Below are 23353 nucleotides of genomic sequence, written 5' to 3'. Positions count from 1 at the left end.
CCTTTGCAGATCTTCAACTTGCCCGGGCCAGGGTATAGATCTGAGACATGCGCCTGCAGCCGCGATGGGGGGACGACCATGGACCGCACTGGTATTTTCGCAGGGGACAGCCCCTCAGAGATCGCGCGCCGCTGGCTGGCTGAGGCTGAAAAAACCGAGGTCAATGACCCCAATGCCATCGCGCTTTCCACCGTGGACGAAAGCGGCCTGCCCAATGTCCGCATGGTGCTGCTGAAAGACATCGGCCCCGATGATTTCACCTTCTACACCAATTACAATTCCGCCAAAGGGCGGGAGATTGAGACCAGCGGCAAAGCGGCTTTCGTGATGCATTGGAAAAGCCTGCGCCGCCAGATCCGGGTCCGCGGCCTTGTCAGCCGCGCCGAGGGGCCGGAGGCGGATGCCTATTACGCCAGCCGCAACCTGCAGTCGCGCCTGGGCGCCTGGGCCAGCCGACAGTCAGAGCCGCTCGACTCCCGCGCCACGCTTCTGGCAGAGGTTGCAAAGATCACGCTGACCCATGGTCCCTCTCCGAAACGTCCGCCGTTCTGGGGCGGCTTTCGCATCACACCGCTGGAGGTCGAGTTCTGGGCCGATGGCGCCTTCCGCCTGCATGACCGCTTTCGCTGGCATCGCGCGACCCCGGAAACACCTTGGGAAATATTGCGTCTCAACCCATGATGATGGCGCATCACTCTTTCGCATAGATTGCGCCGGGGCAAACTTTCCTAAACCTGACGCGGTCACTCGTGGTGATTGACCTTGATATGTACATCATGCAAGGGCACAACCACGGAGTGTGAGCTGAGACTGGGGAAAAGGCTCGAACAATGGAAGATAACAGCAAGGTCCTGGAGCGGGAACGAATCCAGGGCCGGGTAAAATGGTTTGATCCGGTAAAAGGCTTTGGCTTCATCGTAACGGATGAGGGCGGCCCGGATATTCTTTTGCATGCGAATGTGCTGCGCAATTTCGGACAGGGCTCGATCGCCGATGGCGCCGAGATTGATGTCGAAATTCAGCGCACCACACGCGGAACGCAGGCAGTTGAGATCCTGGCCATTCGTCCGCCCGAGGGGACCGGGCCGGCGCTGACCGAGGATCTTTCGCCCGAGATGGCCGAACGGATCGGCGATCTTGAGATCGAGGCGGCACGGATCAAATGGTTCGACAAAGGTAAGGGCTTCGGCTTTGCCAATGTGTTCGGACGGTCTGAAGATATTTTTGTGCATATTGAAATTCTGCGACAGTCAGGTTTTGCTGACCTTCAGCCCGGCGAAGCCGTAGGTTTGAGGATCATCGAAGGGAAGCGCGGTCGTATGGCCGTGCAGGTGCTGTCATGGGAAGCTGCGTTACGCGATATCTGACGGGGGCTTTTGTCGCCGTATTTCTGGCGGGCGCTGCTGCTGCGCCTGCCGTGGCCGAGACCTGCCGCCCGGATCTGGTGGAGCTGAAAGGCCCCTCCGGCCAGGCGCGCTTTCGCGTTGAGGTGGCGGACAGCGACGCCACCCGCGCGCGCGGTCTGATGTGGCGCGAGCATCTCGATGCCGGCGCCGGAATGCTCTTCATCTATGAGCGCCCCGGACGCGGGCAGTTCTGGATGCGCAACACGCTGATCCCGCTGGATATGATCTTCGCTGACCCGACCGGCACGATTCGCCATATCCATTCCAATGCACAGCCGAAGGATGAAACTGTCATCGACGGCGGGGATAACGTGCTGGCCGTGCTGGAAATTAACGGCGGTTATGCCCGGCGGATGGGGATTAAGCCCGGCGATGTGATGCGACATCCGGCCTTTTCTCAGGAAACTGCAGCCTGGTCGTGCGACTGACCTTTTCAAGCCGCAATTCCTTCGCTAAGGAGAGCGCAGTCGGGGCGTAGCGCAGCCTGGTAGCGCGACGGTTTTGGGTACCGTAGGTCGAGAGTTCGAATCCCTCCGCCCCGACCATTTATCCTTAAATGATAAAACTGCACCCGGTGCCTCAGGCGCCGGATCTGCGTTTCTGCCACGGTCCTGGCCTGGCCTGCAAACCCCGGTCCATTGCCAAAGGCCGTGGTTGCCGGGCGCCATACCTGGCTTATCCCGGCGCACGCATGCGGTTGGTGGCGCTGACAAGCCCTGCGGCGATCCCCGGCTCTGACATCGCGTGGCCTGCCATCGGGATCATCTGCAACTCAGCCGCTTCCCAGCCCTCCGCGAGGCGGCTCGCCGAGAGCGGCGGGCAGATCATGTCAAAACGGCCCTGCACGATGATCGCGGGCAGATGCTCAATGCGGTGACGGTTTTGCAAAATCCAGCCGTCCGCCTCCAGAAAGCCCGCGTGCTGAAAATAGTGATTCTCCAGCCGCGAGAAGGCGCGGGCATAGTCCCCCGGCACATCGCCTGACGCGATATAACGGGCCGAGGCGAGGGCATTCTCCCAGCCCGCCCAGATCCGGGCGTGGCGGATCTCTTCGCTCAGATGGCCACTGAAAAGGCGGGCGTGATAGGCGGCGATCAGATCGCCGCGCTCTGCCGCGGGGATGGGGGCGGTGAAGCGCGCCCATTCGGCCGGGAAGAACCGCGCCGCGCCGCCGCCGTAGAACCACTCCAGCTCAGCCGCCTCCATCAAAAAGACGCCGCGCAGGATCAGCCCGGTCACGCGGTCCGGATGGATGATGGCATAGACCAGCGACAGCGTGGCCCCCCAGGAGCCGCCAAAGAGCAGGAATTCCGCGATCCCGAGGGTCTCGCGGATCACCTCCATATCCGAGACCAGATGCCAGGTGGTGTTGTTCACCACCGAGGCCGAAGGCTGCGAATGGCCGCAACCGCGCTGATCAAAAAGCACAATCCGGTAGGTCTCAGGGTCGAAAAAGCGCCGCATGGCCGGGCTGCTGCCGCCACCAGGGCCGCCGTGGACCACCAGAACGGGCACTCCCTGCGGATTGCCGCATTGCTCGACATAGATGCGATGGCCGTCGCCCATATCGATCATCCGCCGGTCGAAGGGCTCAATCGCCGGGTAAAGATAATCAAAGGCGGTCGGCTGTGCGGTTGTCCTGTCCATCGGCTCCCCTGTATATCTTTGCTAAAGTGGCCCGATCAAAGCCGCGCCGCAAGGAGCAAGCAGATGAGCAGCACCATCGACCCCGCCGAAGTGGCAAAGTTTGAAGCCATGGCCGCTGAATGGTGGGATACCAACGGCAAATTCCGCCCGCTGCATATGATGAACCCCTGCCGTCTCGATTACATCTGCCAGCAGATCGCCGGGGAATTCGGCCGCGATCTGAAATCGGAAAAGCCCTTTGCGGGGCTGCGGCTTTTGGACATCGGCTGCGGCGGCGGGCTGTTGTCCGAGCCGATGGCGCGGCTGGGCGCGACCGTGGTGGGGGCCGATGCGGCCGAGAAAAACCTGCCGGTGGCGCGGGTCCATGCCGCGCAGTCGGGGCTGGAGATTGAGTATCGCCACACCACGGCCGAGGCGCTGGCGGCGGCCGGTGAGCAGTTCGATGTGGTGCTGAATATGGAGGTGATCGAGCATGTCTCTGATCCGGCAGCCTATCTGCGGGCCTGCCATGATCTGCTGCGCCCCGGCGGGCTGATGGTCTGCTCGACGCTGAACCGCAACCCGAAGAGCTATATGATGGCGATCATCGGGGCGGAGCATGTGATGCGCTGGCTGCCGAAAGGCACCCATGACTGGGCAAAATTCATCACGCCGGATGAGCTTTATGATCTGATCCGCGCCGCGGGGCTGACCCCGGTGGACCGGCGGGGGATGGTTTTCAACCCGATCTCCTGGCGCTGGAGCCTTTCGGCGAAGGATCTGTCGGTTAATTACGCGACCACAAGCCTGAAGCCGCAGGCCTGAGGCGGGCGGCGAAGCGGGGGCTGCCTGCCCCCGCACCCCCGGGAGTATTTCTAAAAAGCCAAAAACAGCAGGGCGGGCGGTGGAAAATGCCTTTCCGCTTGACCTTGACGCCCCTTCTCTGTTGAACCACCTCACCAGAATAGCAGGTGGTTCCCCATGGACGATCAGAACAAAAACCTCATCCTGGCGACGGCACTGAGCTTTCTCGTGATCCTCGTCTGGTTTGTGGTTTTTCCTCCCGCAGACCCGGTGACGGACCCGAATGCTCCCGTGGCTGTCCAGGGTGAGACTTTGCCGCCGGCACTTGCCGGCAGCGCCCCGGGCGAAACCGCCGCCATTCCGGCGCCTGAGACCGCACGGCTGAAGCTTGATACGCCGCGGCTGACCGGTTCGGTCGCGCTGACCGGCGGTCGCCTTGATGACCTGCAGCTGCGCGCTTACCGCGAGAGCACCGACGACAACTCCGATATCGTCCGCCTGCTGCGTCCGATGGAAGGCTCCAATGCCTTTTATGCGCTTTACGGCTGGGCCCCGGGCGGCAGCCTGACCTATGATGATGTCCCGGGCCCGAATACGCCCTGGACGGCCGTTTCGGGCGAGGTTCTGGCACCGGGCACTCCGGTCACGCTGGAATGGGCGAACACCAAAGGTCAGACCTTCCGCCGCGTCTTTGCGGTGGATGAGGACTATATGTTCACCGTCACCCAGTCGGTGGACAACCAGAGTGCCGAGGCGATCCGTCTGGCACCCTATAGCATGATCTCGCGTCACGGCATTCCGGGCGATTATCAGAGTTTCTTCATCTCGCATGAGGGCCTTCTGGAAGTCGCGGACGGCATTCTGACCGAGACCGATTACAGCGAGCTGAAAGACGCCCGCACCTCTGAGACCGAAGGGGTGCCGATGACCTCGACCGAGGTCAAAGAGAGTGGCTGGCTGGGCTTTGGGGACAAATACTGGCTGACGGCGCTGATTCCGTCTTCGAGCCAGCCCTATACTTCGGTTCAGAAGTATTTCCCCGCCCGTGACGTCTATCAGGCCGAGGCCCGTCTTCCGGCGGTGACTGTGGAACCGGGTGCGAGCGCCAGTTCGGAGAGCCGTCTTTATGCCGGTGCCAAGGAATGGGCGACCATCCGCAGCTATGAGAACGACCCGGGCTTTCTTGCGAAGCTGACCGGTGCTGAGGTCGATCCCTCGAAGCAGAAGATTGAGCGTTTTGTCGATTCGATCGACTGGGGCTGGTTCTACTTCCTGACCAAACCGATCTTTGCCGTGCTGCACTGGCTCAATGGTCTGATCGGCAATATGGGCGTGGCGATCATTGCGCTGACCTTCATTCTGAAGGCCCTGGTGCTGCCGCTGGCCTATAAATCCTACGTCTCGATGGCGCGCATGAAAGAGCTGCAGCCGGAGATGGAGGCGCTGAAAGAGCGCGCGGGCGACGACCGGGCGAAGCTTCAGCAGGAGATGATGAAGCTTTACCGGGAGAAGAAGGTGAACCCGGCTGCCGGCTGTCTGCCGATGCTGCTGCAGATCCCGATCTTCTTCAGCCTTTATAAGGTGATCTTCGTCACCATCGAGCTGCGTCACGCCCCCTTCTTTGGTGTGTTCCAGGATCTCTCGATGCCGGATCCGACCTCGATCTTCAACGCCTTCGGCTTCCTGCCCTGGGCGGCGCCTGAGCCGACTTCGATGCTGGCCATGGTCTTCATCGGGATTCTGCCGATCCTGCTGGGCTGCACCATGTGGCTGCAACAGAAGCTGAACCCGGCGCCTGCCGATCCGATGCAGCAGCAGATCTTTGCCTGGATGCCCTGGATCTTCATGTTCGTGCTGGGTGGTTTTGCCTCGGGTCTGGTCGTTTACTGGATCACCAACAACATCATCACCTTCATCCAGCAATACGCCATCATGCGCAGCCACGGCCACCGGCCGGACATCTTCGGCAACATCAAAGCGGCGCGCAAACGCAAATCGCTGCGTGAGGCCCTGGCTGAGAAAGCGGCTGAGGCTGAAAAGGCCGCTGAGAAGAAAAAGAAATAAGGGCCAAAGCCCTGATTTTGAGCCGCGGACGCGAGGGGGTGCCCCCGCGTCCGCTTCTCATTTATAAGACCCCTGACACATTCCGTGCGGCCTCGTCCGCCCAAGCTCTTAAAGGTGCCCCAGGATGAGCCTGAAGTTCCCTCTCGCCCCCGAACCCGAATTTGAAGCCTCAGAAAAAGGCCGTCTGCTTTTTGCGGGTCCGGTGGATTTTCTGAAAGGCGTCGTTGCCATGTCCGGCATGCCGCCGGCCGACCGTATGGAGGTCTGCTTTGCCGGCCGCTCCAACGTTGGGAAATCGAGCCTGATCAACGCGCTGACCGGTCGCAAGACCCTGGCGCGGGCCTCGAACACGCCGGGTCGGACCCAGGAGATCAACTTCTTTACCCTGGGGGAAGAGCGCTATCTGGTCGACCTTCCGGGCTATGGCTATGCCGAAGCCCCGGTCGCCATCGTTGCGAAGTGGCAGGCGCTGCTGAAGCAGTATCTGTCGGGTCGCGCCACCCTGCGCCGGGCTTTCGTGCTGATCGACACCCGCCATGGTGTAAAGGCGGTCGATGAAGAAATCATGAAGCTGCTCAACCGCTCGGCGGTGACCTTCCAGGTGGTGATGACCAAGGCCGATAAGGTCAATGCTGCCACCCGCGAGGCCAATATCGCCCAGGTGCAGGCGGCGCTGGTCAAACATCCGGCGGCCTATCCCGAGATCATCATCACCTCTTCCGAGAAGGGTGAGGGCGTTGAGACGCTGCGCGCCATCATCGCGGGTCTGGTCTGAGACCCGCGGGCTCTGATTAAAAAGAAAGGCCGGGAGAGCGATCTCCCGGCCTTTCTTATGCTCAGCTGCGGGGGGCCGCAGCGCGTTTCAGCCGGTCGTTGATCGCGAGACCGATGCCCGCTGTGGGAACCGGGGCAATGGCGATCCGCCCGCCCGGCCCGGCCTGGCGGTCAGCATCGCGCAGCACGGCAAAAAGCTGTGCGGCAGCCTCATTAAGATCGCCGGTGGGCGAGAGATTGAACTCTGCACCCGTCCCCACGGCTCCGAAGCCGATGAAAACCTCATTCGCCCTGCGGCTCCCGGCGTTCAGGCGCACGAGGGCATCGGGGGCGTAATGCGACGACAGCTGTCCTGGCGCGACCGGGCGGGCCGGATCTTCCTCGGGGCGCAGCGGCAGGGTGCCAAGAACCGCGAGGATCTCTTCGGCGGAAATACCGCCCGGGCGCAGCAGATGCGGCGGCTGTCCGGGGGCCAGAATCGTCGATTCGACCCCCACCCGGCAGGCACCGCCATCGAGCACCGCGGCAATGCGGCCATCAAGCCCCTCAAGAACATGTTCCGCCGTGGTCGGGCTGATACGGCCTGAAGGATTGGCCGAGGGCCCCGCCAGAGGCACGCCCGAGACCTGCAGCAGCGCGCGGGCGACCGGATGGGCGGGAATGCGCACCGCCAGCGAGTGGTTGCCCGCCGTCACCCGCGGCGAAAGCCCCGCATCGGGGCGCAGCGGCAAAACCAGGGTCAGCGGCCCGGGCCAGAAAGCGCGGGCCAGCGCCTCAGCCTCGGGGCCGACTTCGGCATAGCGACGCACGGCGTCGAGATCGGGCAGATGCACGATCAGCGGGTTGAACGAGGGTCGGCCCTTGGCCGTATAGATCCCCGCGACCGCCGCGTCATTGCGGGCATCGCCGCCAAGGCCGTAGACCGTCTCGCTGGGGAAGGCGACAAGCTCTCCCGCCCGCAGCAGTTCCGCTGCGCGAAAGATGCCCGCTTCATCGGGTTTCAGACGTAGGGTCGTAAGCATATCTGACGCCGCGTATCAGTTGCGAGGAACGGGGCAGCGGCTAGTCTGCCCAAAAACACCCGTGCCACAGCCCCGCCGGTCCTGCAACCCGGCAGCCTTCCGGAGGACTCTATGCCCTATCGCGCGCCTGTCGAAGATTTCCGCTTTCTGCTCGATCATGTCGTTGATTTCGCTCAGGTCGCTGCGACCGAGCGGTTTGGGGATGCGACACCGGAGACCGTTGAGGCGATCCTGAGCGGCGCAGGCCGGCTGAGCGAGGAGGTGCTGGCACCGCTCAATCGCAACGGCGATCTGCAGGGCGCGAAGCTGGAAAACGGGGTGGTGCGCGCCAGCCCCGGCTTTGCCGAAGGCTACCGGCAGATCGCAGAGGGCGGCTGGGTCGGCACCTCGGCGGATCCGGAGTTCGGCGGCATGGGGCTGCCGCTGACGCTCAACAGCTGCGTGAATGATATGATGGGCGCGGCCTGCCTCGCGCTGCAGCTGAACCCGCTGCTGACCCAGGGCCAGATTGAGGCTTTGGAGCATCATGCCTCCGACGAGATCAAGGCGCTTTATCTGCCGAAGCTGATCTCGGGCGAATGGACCGGCACGATGAACCTGACCGAGCCGCAGGCCGGATCGGACGTCGGGGCTTTGCGCAGCCGGGCCGAGCCCAATGGCGATGGCAGCTATGCGGTTTCTGGTCAGAAAATCTTCATCTCCTGGGGCGATCATGATGTGGCCGAAAACGTCTGCCACCTGGTGCTGGCCCGCCTGCCCGATGGCGCGCCCGGCACCCGGGGGATCAGCCTTTTCATCGTGCCGAAATATCTGCCCGATGCTGAGGGCAATCCCGGCGTCGCCAACAGCCTGAAGGTCGTCAGCCTGGAACATAAAATGGGCCTGCACGGCAGCCCGACGGCGGTGATGCAGTTTGACGGTGCCACCGGCTGGATGGTCGGCGCGCCGCACAAGGGCATGGCGGCGATGTTTACCATGATGAACAACGCCCGCCTCGGCGTGGGCATTCAGGGCATCTCGGTCGCGGACGGGGCCTATCAGCACGCGCTCGCCTATGCGCTGGACCGGGTGCAGGGCAAGCCCGTGACCGGCACCCATGGTGGCATCATCGATCACCCCGATGTGCGCCGGATGCTGATCGGCATGAAGGCTGAGCTGTTCGCCGCCCGCGCCATTGCGCTGGCCAATGCCGTGGCCATCGATATGGCCCGCGCCACGGGGGACGCCGAATGGGACGCCCGCGCCGCGCTGCTGACGCCGATCACCAAAAGCTACGGCACCGATACCGGCATTGCCGTGGCCCAGGCGGGCATTCAGATCCACGGCGGCATGGGCTTCATTGAAGAGACCGGGGCCGCGCAATATCTGCGCGATGTCCGGGTCACGGCGATCTATGAAGGCACCAACGGCATTCAGGCCGCCGATCTTGTGGCCCGCAAAATGATGGACCAGGGCGAGGCCGCCTTCCGCCTGATCGAAGAGATCGAGGAAGGCGCAGAGGCCGCCCGCGGCCGCCTGCCCGATCTGGCGGGCGCGGTCTGGCTGGCTGCCGAATCGCTGCGCGACGGCACCGAGGCGCTGCTGGCCCAGGCGATGACGGATCGTCTGGCCGGATCGGTCGCTTATCAGCGGGCTTTTGCCCTGGTGCTGGGGGCGCATTTCCACCTGAAAGCCGCTCTGGCCGAGGGCGGCGAGGGGTCGCGCACGGCGCTGGCGCGCAGCTTTATCCTGCGCATGCTGCCGCAGCATGGTGCACTTCTGGCTGAGATGCGCGAAGGTGCGGCAGATCTTTATGCCCATAACATCGAATCACTTGCCTCATGACCCAAAAGACCACCTCCGGCCCGATCCGTTTTCCATTTCCTGACGCGCCGGAGCCTGGTCAGGCCATTGAAATTGCAGAAGGGGTGCTGTGGATCCGCATCCCGCTGCCCTGGGCGCTGGATCACGTCAACGTCTATGCCTTTGACGATGGTGACGGCTGGACCCTGGTGGATACCGGCATTGATACCCGCAAAATCCGCGGGGTCTGGGATGCGCTGCTGGCCGGGCCGCTGGCCTTCCGCCCGGTGCGGCGGGTGCTGCTGACGCATCATCATGTCGATCACGCAGGCCTTGCGGGCTGGTTTCAGGAGCAGGGCGCAGAGCTTCTCGCCTCCCGCACCTCCTGGCTGATGGCGCGGATGCTGCTTCTGGACGTGCAGGAGGTGGCTCCGCCCGAAACAATACGCTTCTGGAAAGCGGCCGGGATGGACGCGGAACGCCTTGAGGCACGCATTGCTGAACGGCCGATGAACACCGCCGATAAATCCGCCCCCATGCCGCTGGGCTATCTGCGTCTGCAGGAGGGGGAGCGCCTGCGCATGGGCGGGCGTGACTGGCTGATCCGCATCGGCCATGGCCATGCGCCTGAGCATGTCACCCTTTGGGAAGAGGGCGGCAGTCTGGTGGTTGGCGGCGATCAGATCCTGCCCGGCATCTCGGCCAATATCGGCATCTATGCCACCGAGCCTGAGGCCGATCCGATCTCGGAATGGATGGCGGCCAACGACAGTTTCATGCCCCATGCCCGGGAAGATCACCTGGTGCTGCCGGGTCACAAAATGCCCTTCACCGGCCTGCCCACCCGGCTGCGGCAGATGAGCGACAATCACCATGGCGCCCTCAACCGGCTGCGCCGCCACCTCAGCGCGCCGCGCAATGCCTGCCAGTGCTTCGTGCCGCTCTTTGGTCGCGAGATCACCGGCGATCAGTTCGGGCTGGCCATGGCGGAATCCGTCGCGCATCTGAACCATCTGTGGAAGGCCGGAGAGGTCAGCCGCACCCTTGATGAAAACGGCGTCTGGCAGTGGCAGATGCTGTAAGTGCAGGCGCGCTCTCGCGGCAACAGAGGCGTTTTTGCGCGGCGAAGGGGTAATGACACAGATGGACTTATCCGCTAGCACTGCGACAGATTGACTGAGGAGATTTCCGATATGGCCGAACACAAACACGGCAGCATGGACACCACCGTCCACCAGGCGACCTTTAACGGTTTCATCAAATTCGCCACCTGGGTGGGGATCATCTCAGCCGTCGTGCTGATCTTCCTCGCGCTCGCCAACGCCTGATCCGGGACAATCTTACATGGTGCGTTTTGTAACGGGTGTTCTGGTGGCGCTCAGCCTTTCGGGCTGTGCGGCCGAACGGGTCTGGGCTCCGGATGAGGCGGTGAAAGCCGCACGCTATGTCCATGCGGGCCCGCCTGAGCTGATGCTGGTCACCTCGATCAACGACCGCTCGGGTGAGGGGGCGCATACGGGGCTTCTCATCAATGCTTCCGAGCGTGTGCTCTTTGATCCGGCAGGCAACTGGGACGACTCCCGCGCACCTGAGCGCCATGACCTGCGCTATGGCATGACCCCGCAGATGCAGGCGAATTACTTCGCCTTCCAGTCTGCAGGTCCCTTCCATGCTGTCATTCAGCGGGTGCAGGTCAGCCCGGAAGTCGCCGAGCGCGCCTATCAGCTGGCCCGCGACAATGGCCCGGTGCCCTCGGCCTTCTGCACTTCGGCCACCTCGAAGATGCTGAGCCAGCTTCCGGGCTTTCAGAGCATCGAATCGACCATGTTCCCGAAAAGCCTGATGGAAAGCTTTGCCGCCCTGCCCGGCGTGCAGACGCAGATCGTCTATGGCTCCCCCGATCAGTCTGAGCCGGACCGCGTGCCGCAGATCTCGCCGGTCATTGCAAAGGCGATCCAGGGCGGCAACTGACGCGCCAGAGGGTCAAAGATGAAGGGCGGTGCCGCAGGGCGCCGCCCTTTTGCTTTCACAGTCCGCGATCAGCCGAAGACGAAAGCCTGCAGCAGGAAGAAGGTCACCGCGCCGCCGACGATCGCCAGCAGCATATTGCGCAGATACCAGCCAAGCGCCCCGGTGACCACGGCCGCGATCAGCCGCGCAGGCTCTAACTCGCCGCCCGCAGCCGCAGGCCAGAGCACGAGAGGCGCCACGATCCCCGGCAGCACGGCCACGGCCGTATAGCGCAGCATCCGCTGAAAAAAGACCGGAAGTTCGCGCGACCCGATCAGCCCCAGAAAGGAAAAGCGCAACAGGAAGGTGCCGACCCCAAGGCCGATGATCAGGAACCAGATTTCCGCGGTCGAATAGCTCATGCCCGCTTCTCCAGCGCCATCTCGGTGAAGGCTCCGGCCAGCATGGCGGTGATCGCCGCCACCAGAATGCCGCTCGACCAGGGCAGCCAGGTCAGCGTCAGCGCCAGGGTGACAGAGGTGAAGGCCGCCACCAGATGCGGGATCGTGCGCAGCATCGGCGCAGTCAGCGCGATGAAGCTCAGCGGCATCGCGAAATCAAGCGCCAGCTCCGGCGGGATCTGCGCCCCGAGGATCGCCCCCACGCCGGTCGCCAGATACCAGAAAGGGGCGACCAGAACGACCGTGCCAAAGAAATAGGCCAGCCGCTCGGCGTTGCTCATCTTCGGGTTGCGCTCATATTCCGCGACCGAAGCCGCATAGGACTGATCCACCAGCAAAAAGGCCACCCAGGCCCGCGACCACAGGCTCAGCCGCCCCAGCCAGGGCGTCAGCGCCGCCGAATACATCGACATCCGCAGGTTCACCGCCAGCGAGGTCGCAAGGATCACAGCGGCGGGCGCATTGTCCTGCATCAGTTGCAGCGCCGTCAGCTGCGACGAACCCGCAAAGACCGCAACCGTGAAGGCCATGACGGTCAGAAGATCCATCCCGGCTTCGGTGGCCAGCACGCCAAAGAGCATCGCAAAGGGCACAATCACCAGCAGGAAAGGCGATGAGATCAGCACGCCCCGCAGAAAGGCGCGGCGCACGGATGGGCCATCTCCGGCTGATCCGGATGTGTTCTGCTCTGCCTGCATTGCCCCCTCCCCACGGGATCTGTAAATCTCGATTAATCCTTCACTCTGAAGAGGGCAATGGGCCACAGAGGCAGTCACCGGTGAACCAGGACATCCGCATCCTTCCGCTGCATTTTCTGGCAGACGGCGCGCGTGACCAGGCCGCGGCGCTGTACTGGCAGGCGTTTCAGGGCAAACTCGGGCGGCTTCTGGGCCGGGGCGACCGCGCTTTGCCGGTGATCCGCGCCGCACTGGATCCGGGTCATGCTCTGGCTGCGGTAACGGCCGGGGGGACGCTGGTCGGGGTGGCCGGGTTTCGCAGTGCCGCGGGCAGCTTTGTCAGCCTGTCCCCGGAGCTGCTGCGGCGCTTTTACGGCCCCGCGGGCAGCAGCTGGCGGCTGGGTGCGCTGCGGCTGCTTGGCGTTGACACCGACAATGAGCGCTTTTTGATCGACGGGCTGAGCGTGTCGCCCGCCTTTCGCAGCCAGGGCATTGGCCGCGCGCTTCTGGAAGAACTCGCCAGCCTCGCCCGAGCCGAAGGCTACCGCGCGATGCGCCTTGATGTGGCAGAGAGCAACCCGCGGGCCCGCGCGCTTTATGAGCGCTGCGGGTTTCGCGTTGTTCAAAAGCAGCGGATGCCCTTTGCCGCCCCGGTCTTCGGGGTCTGGTCCTGCAACATCATGGAGCGCCGCCTCAGCCCATCTGCGCCCTGAGCGCAAGCGCGCCGTCGCGCAACAGCCCCACATCATGGCCGATCGCCACAAAGACCGCGCCGTTTGACAGCGCCTCTTTGCCCGCTGCGGCACCACCGACCAGAATCCCGCCCGCTTTGCCGTGGGATTTGATCCGGCCCAGGGCCTCTGCGATGGCGCTTTGCACCTCAGGTGCGGCCGAATTGCCCGGATAGCCCATATCCGCCGACAGATCCGCCGGGCCGATAAAGACCCCGTCCACGCCCTCAACCGCGCAGATCTGATCCAGCGCCGCCAGACCGGCGCGGCTTTCCACCTGCACCAGCAGGCAGACCTGTGCATTGGCGGTGGTGGCATACTCCGGGATCATGCCGTAACGCGCGCCGCGCCCCAGCATCCCCATGCCGCGCATCCCCTCAGGCGGGTAGCGCATGGCGCGGACCAGATCACGGGCCTGATCGGCGGTTTCCACCATCGGCACCAGCACGGTCTGCGCCCCGATGTCGAGCACCTGTTTGATCAGCCAGGCCTCTCCGATCGGCACGCGGACCACGCAATGGGTGCCGCCCTCAGCAGCCGCCTGAAGCTGCGAAAGCATCAGCGGCAGATCATTCGGCGAATGCTCGCCATCGATCACCAGCCAATCATAGCCGCAGTGGCTCAGCATCTCGGCCACATTGGGACTGCCAAATGAGACCCAAAGCCCGATCTGCGGCTGCCCCGCCTTAAGCGCCGCCTTGAACCGATTTACCGGTGCTGCCATTTTCTTCCCCCCTCCGGGCCAATCGGCCGTCTTCATCCCGGTGTAGAATGGATCGCGCGCAAGATTCTTCGAATTTACTGGCTATATATAGGATTTATTGCGCAAATGCGGGCAGGGGGTGGCCCAGGACGCAAGAATAGCCTATCACCACCGCAACGGGAGCCGGGCCGCAAACCGCCCTCTCCCGGGGTGTCAGCCGAGACAAAGGACGTCAGCAATGGCAGTGGGTGTGTTCGATTCCGGGCTTGGTGGCCTGACCGTTCTTGATGCGGTCAGCAAACGCCTGCCGGAGGTTCCCTTCGTTTACCTGGGCGACAATGCCCATGCGCCCTACGGCGTGCGCAGCCATGACGACATCTATAATCTGACCTGCGCCGCCGTTGAACGGCTCTGGGAAGAAGGCTGCGATCTGGTGATCCTGGCCTGCAACACCGCCTCCGCCGCCGCATTGAAGCGCATGCAGGAGACCTGGCTGCCGAAAGACAAGCGCGTGCTGGGCGTCTTCGTCCCGATGATCGAGGCGCTGACCGAGCGGAAATGGGGCGATAACTCCCCCCCGCGCGAGGTTGAGGTGAAAAACGTCGCGCTTTTTGCGACACCGGCCACGGTGGCCAGCCGCGCGTTTCAGCGCGAACTCGCCTTCCGCGCCATTGGCGTTGATGTTGAGGCACAGCCCTGCACCGGCGTCGTCGATGCCATTGAGCAGGGCGATGAGCAGCTGGCCGAAGCCCTGGTGCGCAGCCATGTGGAGACGCTGAAGCGCCGCATGCCTTATCCGGAAGCCGCCATCCTTGGCTGCACCCATTACCCGCTGCTGGAGGGCGCTTTCCGCAAGGCGCTTGGCCCCGAAGTGAAGGTCTTCAGCCAGGCCGATCTGGTCGCTGAATCGCTGGCCGATTATCTGGAGCGGCACCCGGAATTCATCGGCCCCGGCAAAGTGTCAAAGTTCCTGACCACCGGGGATCCCGAGGGCGTTTCTTCCAAGGCGACGCAGTTCCTGCGCCATCCGCTGCGGTTTGAGGCGGCCTGAACCACAGATACCACGACGCGGCCTTCAGGGCGGCGGCTGCGGCCTTCGCCTTTTGCTTTTTGCTTTTTGCTTTTTCGCGCAGTCGCAAACCCGGCTGTCAGGCCGGGGCACGCAAGTTGCTCTGACGTGTTATAAGGCATGAGTTCTTAAAGGATGACGATATGACCACCATTCTCGGCCTGTCCGGCAGCCTGCGGGCCGGATCTCTCAACACCGCACTTCTGCGCGCAGCCGTTGGCGTGATGCCCGAAGGCGCGCGGCTTGATGCCCATACGCTGCATGGCGTGCCGCTTTTCAACGAAGATGAAGAGACCGCGAAAGGTGCCCCCGCGCCGGTCGCCGCCCTGAAAGAGGCGCTGAAGGCGGCAGACGGGCTGCTGCTGGTGACGCCGGAATATAACAACGGCATCCCCGGCGTTTTCAAAAACGCCATCGACTGGATGAGCCGCAAGCCCGGTGGCACCGATCTTTTCCAGGGCAAGCCCGTGGCGCTGATCGGGGCCTCTCCGGGCGGTTTTGGCACCATTCTTGCGCAGGATATGTGGCTGACCGTGCTGCGCACCCTGGGCATGCGGCCTTATTTTGAAGGGCGTCTGATGGTCTCACGCGCGGGCGATGTCTTTGATTCAGAAGGCCGCATGTCTGATGCAAAGACCGAAAGCCGCCTGCGCGACTTCCTCGCGGGCTTTACCGATTTTGCCCGCCGTTAAAGCGGTCTGCGGGCGGTATAAAGCAGCGTGACAAAATCGCGCTCGACCTGACCGCCGAAGTCGCGATCAACCAGATCGGCGATGGCGCTCAGGAAAGCTGCCCGCGCAGGGGCCGCCATCTGCAGAACCGGCGAGAAACTGCGGCAGAGGTTCACCACTTCTGCCGTGCTCTGCCGGATTTTCCAGTCAAAGCGCTGCGCCCGCGCGCCCTCAAAGCCCGCTGCCGTCAGATTCTGCAACCGCGCCTCGCGTTGCAGGGCATAGGGCACCGCGCCCGAACTGCCCCGCCCGCGCCCCTGGCCCGCGAAAAACGGCTGAGAGGCGCGCTGAAAGTCATCCGGCGCGGCCGGATCGCCAAAGACGGTCCACCACATCGCAAAACCCGCCCCAGGCTTCAGCCAGCGCCGCGCCCGTGGCAGCGCAGTCGCCGGTTCCAGCCAATGCATCGCCATGGCCGAGACGCCGAAATCCGCCGCCGCCTCGGGCAGATCGGCTTCCTCCATCCGCAGGGGGATCACCTCTGCCCCCGGCACTGCGGCCCGCAGCCGCGCGGCCATCCGCGGGTCGGGTTCAATGGCCAGAAGCTGCAGCCCGCGCCGCATCAGCGCGCGCGTGGCAAGGCCGGTCCCGGCCCCAACCTCAAAGCCCCGCAGGCCGGGGCTCAGGTTAAGCTCTTGAAAAAGCGCTTCATAAAGCGCGGGCGGATAGTCCGGGCGACCGGCCTCATAGCCCGCAGCCTCAGCCCCGAAAGGCAAAGAGGAGGCCGAAGCCTCCCCGCTCATTTCGCCAGATGATCGCGGAATTCGGCGACCACTGTCTCATAAACCGCGCGTTTGAAGGGCACGATGCCCGCAACCATCTCTTCCGCGCCGATCCATTTCCAGGAGGAAAACTCGGGATGCTCACTTTCAATCACGATCTGATCGTCGGAGCCTTTGAAGCGGTAGAGATACCAGCGCTGCTTTTGTCCGCGGTATTTGCCGCCCCAGACCTTACCCAAAAGATGCGGCGGCAGATCATAGGTCACCCAATCGTCCGTCCGCGCGATCTCTTCAACCAGATCAGCGGTGACGCCGGTCTCCTCCCACAGCTCACGCAAAGCCGCGTCGCGGGATTTCTCGCCCTTGTCGATGCCGCCCTGGGGCATCTGCCAGGCGGGCACTTCGCTGTCGAGCCGCTGGCCGGCGAAAATCCGGCCCCCGGCATTGATCAAAACCACCCCCACGCAGGGGCGATAGGGCAGATCGCTCATCTTCAGTCTTTCTTCACGGCGGCCATGCCGCGCAGGATGTCGATGGCATAGGCCAGCTGGTAATCATCCTGACGCAGTTTCGCAGCGGCTTCGGCTTTGGCGGCCTCTGCCTCAATCATCTTGCGCTCATCTTCAGACATCGAATCGTTCGACAGCGTGCCACGCAGCTGCGCTTCTGAACGCGACAGACGCGATTTCGGCTCTTCAGTCACCGGGGCATTCGGGTCTTTGCGCGGCTGCGCCACCACGACATCGGGATGCACCCCCATGCCCTGGATTGAGCGGCCCGAGGGCGTGTAATAGCGCGCCGTGGTCAGACGCATCGCGCCATCGCCGCGCAGCGGCATGACCGATTGCACGGTGCCTTTGCCAAAGGATTTCATGCCCACAACGACCGCACGACCATGATCCTGCAGCGCACCGGCGACGATCTCAGAGGCTGAGGCCGAGCCTTCGTTGATCAGCACGACCAGCGGTTTGCCTCCGGTCAGATCGCCGGGGGTTGCGTTCATCCGCTCGCCCTCTGCCGCAGTGCGGCCCCGGGTCGAGACGATTTCCCCCTGTTCAAGAAAAGCATCGGCCACTTTGATCGCCTGGGGCAGCAGACCACCGGGGTTGTTGCGCAGATCCAGCACCACACCGTTGATCTTATCGGCCCCGCCCGCATCCGCGAAGAGCTGCTTCAGACCGTCTTCGAGACCCTTGTAGGTCTGATCGTTGAACGTGGTCAGGCGCATCACCGCAACATCGCCTTCAAGACGGGTACGGGCGACTTTCACCTTGATGCTTTCGCGGATGATCGAGACGTCAAAAGGCTCTGCGGTGCCTTCGCGCACCACGGTGATCACCACCTCAGAGCCGACCGGACCGCGCATCTTATCAACGGCCTGATCCATGGTCAGACCCAGCACCGATTCATTGTCGACATGGGTGATGAAATCGCCCGCCAGAATCCCGGCCTTATCGGCGGGAGTGTCATCAATCGGCGTGACGACCTTCACAAAGCCCTCTTCCTGGGTCACCTCAATGCCCAGGCCCCCGAATTCACCCCGGGTCTGAACCGACATATCCTCATAGGCTTTTTTCGGCAGATAAGACGAATGCGGATCAAGCGAGGTCAGCATGCCATTGATCGCAGCCTCAATCAGCTTTTCGGGCTCAACCTCTTCGACATATTGCGCGCGGATGCGCTCAAAGATGTCACCGAACAGGTCAAGCTGTTGATAGACAGAAGCTTTCTTCGCGGCATCCTGTGCGAGGATGGGTCCCGCAAGCTGCACGGCGATCACCGCCCCCGCTACCGTTCCGCCAAGCGCAGCCAGCACATGTTTCTTCATGGATGCGTCCTCATTCCCTCACATCGGCGAACCACTCGCCGGGATCGACGGGCTGACCGCCCTGCCTCAGTTCCATATAGAGCGTTTCCGAACCGGTTCTGCCAGTGCTCTCAGAGCCGCCCTGCAAAAGATCCCCGGTGCCGTCCGCGCCGCCCATCAGCCCCACGGGCGCATTGCCCGGGACGATGTCACCCACACCACCGTAGATGGTCCCGAGCCCGGCCAGAACCAGAAGATAGCCCGCACCGGGCTCAAGGATCATCACATTTCCGTAGTCGAGAAAGGGCCCGACATAGCGGATGGTCGATGGCCAGGGCGCGGTGACCAGCGCCTGAGGGCGCGTGGCGATCACCAGACCGGGGCGTTCAATCCCCGCGGCATCCGGCTCGCCGAACTGGCGCAGCACCTGGCCGAGCACCGGAAGCACCAGCTTGCCCTGCGAGGCGGCGAATTCCGTCAGCTCGGTATTTGCCAGCAGATCCGGCGCAAGCCCGGTCGCCAGCGCATCCAGCGTATCGGCGTCCGAGATCATCAGCTTCAGCCGCTCAGGATCTTCCGTGAAGCGTTTGGGCAGCGGCGAACGGGCGGCAATCGCCTGGCTTAGCTGCGTGCGGGCGACCTGCGCCGCCTCAAGGCCGCGCTGCAGCGTGGCTCCGGCGGATTTCTGCAAGGCCCTGAGTTCAGAGACTTCTTTCAACTCAGCCCGCAGGGTCTCGACCTCTGCCTGCATCGCCGGAGTGATCTCGGCCAGCATCATGCCCGACCGCGCCGTGCCCACCGGCCCCGAGGGGTGCAGCATCAAAAGCGGCGTCGGATCAGGGTCCATCCCCGACAACACGCCCAGCAGCTTGGAAACCCGCTCGCGCTTGGCCTCAAAGCGCATCTGCAGCGCGGTCTCGCGGATGGTGGCCTGGCGCAAAGCCTCGCGCAGGGTCGAAAGGCCGGTTTCATAGGCCTGAATGGTCCGGGTCAGCGCCGCGACCTGATCGCGGCCGCTTTCCGCCTGCTCCAGCGCCTCAACCGCGCCCAAAAGCCCCTCGCTCGCCGCCCGTGCCTGATCCGAGACCGGGCTTTCCGCAACAGCGGTCCCCCCGGCCATCAGCGCCAGACAGAGAGCCAGCGCCGCCCGCCTCATGCGAGGATCAGGCTCCGTCCGGTCATCTCTTCCGGCTGCGGCAGATCCATCAGCTGCAAAAGGGTCGGGGCCACATCGGCCAGACGGCCATCGCGCAAAGCCACGCCCTCGGGGCCGCCGATCAGAATGACCGGCACCGGGTTCAGCGTGTGTGCGGTATGCGGACCGCCGGTTGCGGGGTCAAACATCTGCTCACAATTGCCGTGATCTGCCGTCAAAAGCATCGCCCCCCCTTTGGCCAGCAGCGCCGGGATCACCCGGGCCAGGCCCCGGTCCACCGAGGCACAGGCCGCCATCGCCGCCTCCAGGCTGCCGGTATGACCTACCATATCGGGGTTGGCGTAGTTGACAACGATCAGATCGTAATCGGCCTCAATCGCCTCAAGGAATTTCTCCGTGACCTCTTCCGAGGACATCTCGGGCTGCAGATCATAGGTCGCCACTTTCGGCGATTTCGGCATGAAGCGGTCTTCGCCCTCTGCCGGGGTTTCCTGGCCACCGTTCAGGAAGAAGGTGACATGGGGGTATTTCTCGGTCTCGGCCAGACGGAACTGGCGCTTGCCCTGTTTGGCGACCCATTCGCCCAGCGTGTTCACGATGCTTTGCTTCGGGAAAGCCGCCTGCATAAAGGCATCATGGTCTTTGGAATAATCCACCATGCCAAAGAGCGTCAGCGCCGGACGGCCCGAGACATCAAAGCCGTCAAACCCGGGCTGGCCCAGCGCCAGCAGGATCTCCCGCGCGCGATCCGCCCGGAAGTTCAGGCAGAAAAAGCCGTCGTCATCCTTCATGCCCGCGTAACCGCCGATCACATAGGGCGTGATGAACTCATCGCTCAGACCGGCCGCATAAGCCGCCTCGACAGCCGCCACCGCCGAAGTGGCAGCCGTGCCCTGGCCCGAGACAAAAGCGCCATAAGCCTGCGAAACCCGCTCCCAGCGGTTGTCGCGGTCCATGGCGTAATAGCGCCCGACCACCGTCCCGACCTTTGCCCCGCGCGGCAGCCCCGCGACCAGCGCCTCCATATAGGGCACCGCCGAGGAGGGCGCGACATCGCGGCCATCGGTCACCGCATGGATCACCACCGGCACCCCCTGCGCGGCCACCAGATGCGCCGCTGCCTGCACATGGGTCAGATGCCCGTGTACGCCGCCATCCGAAATCACCCCCATCAGATGCGCGGTGCCGCCCGTGGCCTTCAGCCCTGCAACCCAGTCCAGGATCGCCGCGTTCTGATTGAAAGAGCCATCCTCGATCGCCAGATCGATCTGACCCAGATCCATCGCCACCACCCGGCCCGCGCCGATATTGGTATGACCCACCTCAGAATTGCCCATCTGCCCCGAGGGCAGACCCGCATCCGGCCCATGGGTCAGAAGCGTCGCATGGGGGCACTCCGCCCAGGCCCGGTCAAACGCCGGGGTCTCAGCCAGCGCCGGCGCATTGGCCGTGCGGTCATCCGACAGGCCCCAGCCATCAAGAATGCAAAGGACAACGGGTTTCGCGCGGGTCATCTTGGGGCCTCCGGTGATCTTCGCCCTTATCTATGCCGCTCCGGTGTCAAAGAAAACGCCCCCTGACGCGAAGTTGCACGAATTTGCTTTCGCCATGCGCTGCAGTGAAAAACGCGCGAGCGGTCTCCCCCTCGCGCGTCCTCTCACATCGGTTTTTGTGGCGGATCGGCCGGGGGCAACCCGTCCTCATCCCCGTCGTCTTCGACCGGAATGGCGTAAGAGCCCGTCATCCAGCGCGCCAGATCCACATCCGCACAGCGTTTGGAGCAGAAGGGGCGATAGCTCTGCTCTGCCGCACGGCCACAGATCGGACATTTGCTCACAGCAGATCCTTCAGCATGGCGCGGTCGCGTTTGCGCTGCAGCTCAAAATTGCCCAGGGGCGTCCAGCCTGCCAGCGTGGTCTCTGCCGCCTCGCCCTTGAAGGCCGCGCGCAGAACCTGCTCAAGCGTGCCGCGGTCTTTCTTCGGCATCGGCGCGAAATCCACCACGATCTGCCCCCCGAGGCCGCGCAGACGCAGCTGCCGCGGCAGATCCCGGGCGGCGGCAATATTGGCCTTCAGACCCGCCGCCAGCGAGGTATCCGGCCCGGTGTTGATATCCACCGCCACCAGCGCCCGCGTGCTCTCCAGCACCATCGAGCCCCCCGCCGGCAGATCCGCCACGACCGAGCGCAGAACGTCGATCGCATCCAGAACACCCGCGCGCTCAAAAGCGCCCTCTTCCTGCATCACCTCATCAGGGGCAGGATCGGTCCACTCGCGCCAGGCCAGCTCATGCGCATCCGGCGCATCCACCAGCAGCTCCGGCTCACCCGAAAGATCCGCCATCACCGCCGTCGCCAGCTCTTTGACCGTCAGGATATCCTCGGCCACGGCCTCTTCCCCCGCAGCCTCCGCCGCCGAGCGGATGATCAGCCCGAGATCCCCCGGCGCGCCTTTCATCGCCTCATCGGCCAGATCCTGCAGATCCTGCCGCACCTCCTCATCGCGGATGCGGCGCGAGATATTGATCCCCGGCGCCCCCGGCGTGGCAATCGCAAGCTGCGACTTAAAGAGAACCCGCAGCGTCACCGGAACGGCCTTGCCCGGCTCCGCCACACCCGAAACCTGCACGATCACCCGCTGACCCGGTGCCAGACCCGAGACCTGACGCAGGAAACCCGATCCACCCGGAAGCTTCACGAAAACCCCGCCCTGGCCCTTGACCAGCCGGTCCACAACCCCGCGCAGAACCGCGCCGGGCTGCAAAGGGCTTTCGCCTTTCGGATCAATGATCAGCTCTTCAAGATGACCATCCACCACCAGCGCAGCCGCCGCGCGGCCATCTTCCATATGGTCAAGAACGACAACACGTCCGATCATGCCTGCCTCCAGAGCGGCACGCCAGCGGCGGCCAGAAGTTGTGCGGTCTCCGCCACCGGAAGGCCAACGACCCCGGTGAAAGACCCCTGCATCCAGGTCACAAAAGCCCCGGCCAGGCCCTGAATGCCATAACCGCCCGCTTTTCCCTGCCATTCATTCGACGCGAGGTAAAAGTTCAGCTCATCATCCGAAAGCCGTTTGAACTTCACCACCGAGACCACGTCCCGCGTCCAGAGCCGCTCGCCTTTGCGCACCGCCACAGAGGTGATCACCTCATGACGGCGCCCGCCGAGCAGCACCAGAAACTTCGCAGCCTCGGCCGCAGAAGCGGGTTTGCCAAGAATGCGCCGGCCCAGCGCCACCGTGGTATCGGCGCAAAGCACGACGTCTTCCGGCCCCGCCGGCACCGCAAAAGCCTTTTCCTGGGCGATGCGGGCACAATAGGGACGCGGAAGTTCCCCCCTGCGGGGATCTTCATCAATGTCGGGGGGCAAAATCGCATCGGGCACCAGCCCGATCTGCGCCAGAAGGTCCTTCCGGCGCGGCGAGGCAGAGCCCAATATCAGCTTCATCTTACTTGAAGCGATAGTTGATCCGGCCTTTGGACAGATCGTAGGGGGTCATTTCCACCTGAACGCGGTCGCCTGCGAGAACACGGATCCGGTTCTTACGCATTTTTCCTGCCATCGTCGCGATCAGTTCATGGCCGTTGTCCAGCTCGACCTTGAACGTCGTATTCGGCAGGAGTTCCTTCACGACGCCGGGGAATTCGAGCAGTTCTTCCTTGGCCATGTTGACTCCATTGGATAGCACCCGCCAAAAAGACTGCGGGCAAGGAGCTAATGAGCTTCCTGCCGGAAATTTTCAAGGGCAAAGGCCCCTCGGCACCGCGAAACGGGCGGATTCGCCGCCCTTCGTGATCATTTGGCTTTTAAAAAATACTCTGCAGGGGGTCCGGGGGACGCAAAGTCCCCCGGCGGTTGCAAAACCG

General features: G+C 63.5%; 27 protein-coding genes and 1 tRNA gene. 14 read left to right on the top strand and 14 right to left on the bottom strand.

From position 1 onward, the window contains the following. Positions 1-78: 78 nt before the first annotated feature. The 4 genes from pdxH (at position 79) to EG244_RS00470 (ending at position 1951) form a co-directional block, all read left to right on the top strand. Entirely contained in the window at positions 79-681 is a 603-nt protein-coding gene (pdxH, locus tag EG244_RS00485; RefSeq protein ID WP_124963042.1) for a pyridoxamine 5'-phosphate oxidase, read from the top strand. Between the two features lie 149 nt (positions 682-830). Continuing rightward, positions 831-1367 (top strand): cold-shock protein, encoded by a 537-nt coding sequence (locus EG244_RS00480; protein WP_124963041.1) that lies wholly within the window; start codon positions 831-833, stop codon positions 1365-1367. Beyond that, positions 1340-1834, top strand: a complete 495-nt coding sequence (locus EG244_RS00475) for a DUF192 domain-containing protein (protein WP_124963040.1) — start codon at positions 1340-1342, stop codon at positions 1832-1834. The genes EG244_RS00480 and EG244_RS00475 overlap by 28 nt, the downstream gene beginning before the upstream one ends. A gap of 40 nt (positions 1835-1874) precedes the next feature. Then, a tRNA-Pro gene (locus tag EG244_RS00470) sits at positions 1875-1951 on the top strand. Between the two features lie 130 nt (positions 1952-2081). Here EG244_RS00470 and pip read toward each other — a convergent pair. Beyond that, positions 2082-3053: a prolyl aminopeptidase gene (pip, locus tag EG244_RS00465; RefSeq protein WP_124963039.1), complete on the bottom strand. Its 972-nt coding sequence runs from the start codon at positions 3051-3053 to the stop codon at positions 2082-2084. 63 nt (positions 3054-3116) lie between these two features. Between pip and ubiG the strand changes: the two genes are divergently transcribed. From ubiG to yihA, 3 genes are all read left to right on the top strand, one after another. Beyond that, the gene (gene ubiG / locus EG244_RS00460) at positions 3117-3857 is read left to right on the top strand and encodes a bifunctional 2-polyprenyl-6-hydroxyphenol methylase/3-demethylubiquinol 3-O-methyltransferase UbiG (protein ID WP_124963038.1); all 741 of its coding nucleotides are present in this window, start codon (positions 3117-3119) and stop codon (positions 3855-3857) included. 156 nt (positions 3858-4013) lie between these two features. Further along, positions 4014-5900, top strand: coding sequence for a membrane protein insertase YidC (gene yidC / locus EG244_RS00455; RefSeq protein WP_124963037.1), 1887 nt, complete (start codon positions 4014-4016; stop codon positions 5898-5900). 124 nt (positions 5901-6024) lie between these two features. Further along, positions 6025-6675, top strand: a complete 651-nt coding sequence (yihA, locus tag EG244_RS00450; RefSeq protein WP_124963036.1) for a ribosome biogenesis GTP-binding protein YihA/YsxC — start codon at positions 6025-6027, stop codon at positions 6673-6675. 61 nt (positions 6676-6736) lie between these two features. On the opposite strand, the gene EG244_RS00445 is transcribed toward yihA, so the two are convergent. Next, complete coding sequence (locus EG244_RS00445) at positions 6737-7696, bottom strand: L-threonylcarbamoyladenylate synthase (protein ID WP_124963035.1); 960 nt, start codon at positions 7694-7696, stop codon at positions 6737-6739. Between the two features lie 111 nt (positions 7697-7807). Between EG244_RS00445 and EG244_RS00440 the strand changes: the two genes are divergently transcribed. The 4 genes from EG244_RS00440 to EG244_RS00425 all read left to right on the top strand — a co-directional run bounded on the left by EG244_RS00440 (position 7808) and on the right by EG244_RS00425 (position 11449). Beyond that, entirely contained in the window at positions 7808-9520 is a 1713-nt protein-coding gene (locus tag EG244_RS00440) for an acyl-CoA dehydrogenase (RefSeq protein WP_124963034.1), read from the top strand. Further along, the gene (locus EG244_RS00435) at positions 9517-10560 is read left to right on the top strand and encodes an MBL fold metallo-hydrolase (protein WP_124963033.1); all 1044 of its coding nucleotides are present in this window, start codon (positions 9517-9519) and stop codon (positions 10558-10560) included. The genes EG244_RS00440 and EG244_RS00435 overlap by 4 nt, the downstream gene beginning before the upstream one ends. A 111-nt stretch (positions 10561-10671) precedes the next feature. After that, positions 10672-10806, top strand: a complete 135-nt coding sequence (locus EG244_RS00430; protein WP_124963032.1) for an aa3-type cytochrome c oxidase subunit IV — start codon at positions 10672-10674, stop codon at positions 10804-10806. Between the two features lie 16 nt (positions 10807-10822). After that, entirely contained in the window at positions 10823-11449 is a 627-nt protein-coding gene (locus EG244_RS00425; RefSeq protein WP_124963031.1) for a hypothetical protein, read from the top strand. Positions 11450-11517: 68 nt separating this feature from the next. Here EG244_RS00425 and EG244_RS00420 read toward each other — a convergent pair whose 3' ends face one another. Continuing rightward, a complete protein-coding gene (locus EG244_RS00420; protein ID WP_124963030.1) occupies positions 11518-11850 on the bottom strand; it encodes an AzlD domain-containing protein in 333 nt (110 codons plus the stop codon). Further along, positions 11847-12587, bottom strand: a complete 741-nt coding sequence (locus tag EG244_RS00415) for an AzlC family ABC transporter permease (protein ID WP_124963029.1) — start codon at positions 12585-12587, stop codon at positions 11847-11849. Before EG244_RS00415 ends, EG244_RS00420 begins: the two co-directional genes overlap by 4 nt. An 80-nt stretch (positions 12588-12667) precedes the next feature. On the opposite strand from EG244_RS00415, the gene EG244_RS00410 reads away from it, so the two are divergent. Then, positions 12668-13279, top strand: a complete 612-nt coding sequence (locus EG244_RS00410) for a GNAT family N-acetyltransferase (protein WP_158617209.1) — start codon at positions 12668-12670, stop codon at positions 13277-13279. On the opposite strand, the gene EG244_RS00405 is transcribed toward EG244_RS00410, so the two are convergent. Continuing rightward, the gene (locus EG244_RS00405; RefSeq protein WP_124963027.1) at positions 13260-14021 is read right to left on the bottom strand and encodes an HpcH/HpaI aldolase family protein; all 762 of its coding nucleotides are present in this window, start codon (positions 14019-14021) and stop codon (positions 13260-13262) included. The two genes, EG244_RS00410 and EG244_RS00405, sit on opposite strands and share 20 nt — an antisense overlap. A 217-nt stretch (positions 14022-14238) precedes the next feature. Between EG244_RS00405 and EG244_RS00400 the strand changes: the two genes are divergently transcribed. Together EG244_RS00400 and EG244_RS00395 are read left to right on the top strand one after the other, a co-directional pair. Next, on the top strand, positions 14239-15051 hold the full coding sequence (locus EG244_RS00400) for a glutamate racemase (RefSeq protein ID WP_124963026.1): 813 nt from the start codon (positions 14239-14241) through the stop codon (positions 15049-15051). Positions 15052-15212: 161 nt separating this feature from the next. Then, the gene (locus EG244_RS00395; RefSeq protein ID WP_124963025.1) at positions 15213-15761 is read left to right on the top strand and encodes an NADPH-dependent FMN reductase; all 549 of its coding nucleotides are present in this window, start codon (positions 15213-15215) and stop codon (positions 15759-15761) included. Here the strand turns inward: EG244_RS00395 and EG244_RS00390 are convergent. The 9 genes from EG244_RS00390 to infA all read right to left on the bottom strand — a co-directional run bounded on the left by EG244_RS00390 (position 15758) and on the right by infA (position 23154). Continuing rightward, on the bottom strand, positions 15758-16543 hold the full coding sequence (locus EG244_RS00390; protein ID WP_124963024.1) for a class I SAM-dependent methyltransferase: 786 nt from the start codon (positions 16541-16543) through the stop codon (positions 15758-15760). The two genes, EG244_RS00395 and EG244_RS00390, sit on opposite strands and share 4 nt — an antisense overlap. Further along, positions 16540-17013, bottom strand: a complete 474-nt coding sequence (locus EG244_RS00385) for an RNA pyrophosphohydrolase (protein ID WP_124963023.1) — start codon at positions 17011-17013, stop codon at positions 16540-16542. Before EG244_RS00385 ends, EG244_RS00390 begins: the two co-directional genes overlap by 4 nt. A gap of 2 nt (positions 17014-17015) precedes the next feature. Further along, entirely contained in the window at positions 17016-18350 is a 1335-nt protein-coding gene (locus tag EG244_RS00380; protein ID WP_124963022.1) for a S41 family peptidase, read from the bottom strand. 10 nt (positions 18351-18360) lie between these two features. Then, a complete protein-coding gene (locus tag EG244_RS00375) occupies positions 18361-19485 on the bottom strand; it encodes a murein hydrolase activator EnvC family protein (RefSeq protein ID WP_124963021.1) in 1125 nt (374 codons plus the stop codon). Next, complete coding sequence (gpmI, locus tag EG244_RS00370; RefSeq protein WP_124963020.1) at positions 19482-20999, bottom strand: 2,3-bisphosphoglycerate-independent phosphoglycerate mutase; 1518 nt, start codon at positions 20997-20999, stop codon at positions 19482-19484. Before gpmI ends, EG244_RS00375 begins: the two co-directional genes overlap by 4 nt. A gap of 143 nt (positions 21000-21142) precedes the next feature. Further along, positions 21143-21322, bottom strand: coding sequence for a DNA gyrase inhibitor YacG (locus tag EG244_RS00365; protein ID WP_124963019.1), 180 nt, complete (start codon positions 21320-21322; stop codon positions 21143-21145). Then, entirely contained in the window at positions 21319-22362 is a 1044-nt protein-coding gene (locus EG244_RS00360; protein ID WP_124963018.1) for a ribonuclease E/G, read from the bottom strand. Before EG244_RS00360 ends, EG244_RS00365 begins: the two co-directional genes overlap by 4 nt. After that, positions 22359-22934 carry a Maf family protein gene (locus tag EG244_RS00355; RefSeq protein WP_124963017.1) on the bottom strand — a complete coding sequence of 192 codons (576 nt, stop codon included), beginning with the start codon at positions 22932-22934 and terminating at the stop codon, positions 22359-22361. Before EG244_RS00355 ends, EG244_RS00360 begins: the two co-directional genes overlap by 4 nt. A 1-nt stretch (position 22935) precedes the next feature. Next, positions 22936-23154, bottom strand: a complete 219-nt coding sequence (gene infA, locus EG244_RS00350) for a translation initiation factor IF-1 (RefSeq protein WP_124963016.1) — start codon at positions 23152-23154, stop codon at positions 22936-22938. Positions 23155-23353: the final 199 nt, after the last annotated feature.

Source organism: Falsigemmobacter faecalis, from assembly GCF_003863335.1.
Taxonomy (GTDB): Bacteria; Pseudomonadota; Alphaproteobacteria; order Rhodobacterales; family Rhodobacteraceae; genus Wagnerdoeblera; species Wagnerdoeblera faecalis.
Note: the sequence above shows the minus strand (reverse complement) of the source record. Positions and strands in the feature narration are given on the sequence as shown.

What these genes read in the sequence shown, in the direction of transcription:
- pdxH (WP_124963042.1), top strand. Translation starts at nt 79, where the DNA reads ATGGACCGCACTGGTATTTTCGCAGGGGACAGCCCCTCAGAGATCGCG.
- EG244_RS00480 (WP_124963041.1), top strand. Translation starts at nt 831, where the DNA reads ATGGAAGATAACAGCAAGGTCCTGGAGCGGGAACGAATCCAGGGCCGG.
- EG244_RS00475 (WP_124963040.1), top strand. Translation starts at nt 1,340, where the DNA reads ATGGGAAGCTGCGTTACGCGATATCTGACGGGGGCTTTTGTCGCCGTA.
- pip (WP_124963039.1), bottom strand. Translation starts at nt 3,053, where the DNA reads ATGGACAGGACAACCGCACAGCCGACCGCCTTTGATTATCTTTACCCG.
- ubiG (WP_124963038.1), top strand. Translation starts at nt 3,117, where the DNA reads ATGAGCAGCACCATCGACCCCGCCGAAGTGGCAAAGTTTGAAGCCATG.
- yidC (WP_124963037.1), top strand. Translation starts at nt 4,014, where the DNA reads ATGGACGATCAGAACAAAAACCTCATCCTGGCGACGGCACTGAGCTTT.
- yihA (WP_124963036.1), top strand. Translation starts at nt 6,025, where the DNA reads ATGAGCCTGAAGTTCCCTCTCGCCCCCGAACCCGAATTTGAAGCCTCA.
- EG244_RS00445 (WP_124963035.1), bottom strand. Translation starts at nt 7,696, where the DNA reads ATGCTTACGACCCTACGTCTGAAACCCGATGAAGCGGGCATCTTTCGC.
- EG244_RS00440 (WP_124963034.1), top strand. Translation starts at nt 7,808, where the DNA reads ATGCCCTATCGCGCGCCTGTCGAAGATTTCCGCTTTCTGCTCGATCAT.
- EG244_RS00435 (WP_124963033.1), top strand. Translation starts at nt 9,517, where the DNA reads ATGACCCAAAAGACCACCTCCGGCCCGATCCGTTTTCCATTTCCTGAC.
- EG244_RS00430 (WP_124963032.1), top strand. Translation starts at nt 10,672, where the DNA reads ATGGCCGAACACAAACACGGCAGCATGGACACCACCGTCCACCAGGCG.
- EG244_RS00425 (WP_124963031.1), top strand. Translation starts at nt 10,823, where the DNA reads ATGGTGCGTTTTGTAACGGGTGTTCTGGTGGCGCTCAGCCTTTCGGGC.
- EG244_RS00420 (WP_124963030.1), bottom strand. Translation starts at nt 11,850, where the DNA reads ATGAGCTATTCGACCGCGGAAATCTGGTTCCTGATCATCGGCCTTGGG.
- EG244_RS00415 (WP_124963029.1), bottom strand. Translation starts at nt 12,587, where the DNA reads ATGCAGGCAGAGCAGAACACATCCGGATCAGCCGGAGATGGCCCATCC.
- EG244_RS00405 (WP_124963027.1), bottom strand. Translation starts at nt 14,021, where the DNA reads ATGGCAGCACCGGTAAATCGGTTCAAGGCGGCGCTTAAGGCGGGGCAG.
- EG244_RS00400 (WP_124963026.1), top strand. Translation starts at nt 14,239, where the DNA reads ATGGCAGTGGGTGTGTTCGATTCCGGGCTTGGTGGCCTGACCGTTCTT.
- EG244_RS00395 (WP_124963025.1), top strand. Translation starts at nt 15,213, where the DNA reads ATGACCACCATTCTCGGCCTGTCCGGCAGCCTGCGGGCCGGATCTCTC.
- EG244_RS00390 (WP_124963024.1), bottom strand. Translation starts at nt 16,543, where the DNA reads ATGAGCGGGGAGGCTTCGGCCTCCTCTTTGCCTTTCGGGGCTGAGGCT.
- EG244_RS00385 (WP_124963023.1), bottom strand. Translation starts at nt 17,013, where the DNA reads ATGAGCGATCTGCCCTATCGCCCCTGCGTGGGGGTGGTTTTGATCAAT.
- EG244_RS00380 (WP_124963022.1), bottom strand. Translation starts at nt 18,350, where the DNA reads ATGAAGAAACATGTGCTGGCTGCGCTTGGCGGAACGGTAGCGGGGGCG.
- EG244_RS00375 (WP_124963021.1), bottom strand. Translation starts at nt 19,485, where the DNA reads ATGAGGCGGGCGGCGCTGGCTCTCTGTCTGGCGCTGATGGCCGGGGGG.
- gpmI (WP_124963020.1), bottom strand. Translation starts at nt 20,999, where the DNA reads ATGACCCGCGCGAAACCCGTTGTCCTTTGCATTCTTGATGGCTGGGGC.
- EG244_RS00360 (WP_124963018.1), bottom strand. Translation starts at nt 22,362, where the DNA reads ATGATCGGACGTGTTGTCGTTCTTGACCATATGGAAGATGGCCGCGCG.
- EG244_RS00355 (WP_124963017.1), bottom strand. Translation starts at nt 22,934, where the DNA reads ATGAAGCTGATATTGGGCTCTGCCTCGCCGCGCCGGAAGGACCTTCTG.
- infA (WP_124963016.1), bottom strand. Translation starts at nt 23,154, where the DNA reads ATGGCCAAGGAAGAACTGCTCGAATTCCCCGGCGTCGTGAAGGAACTC.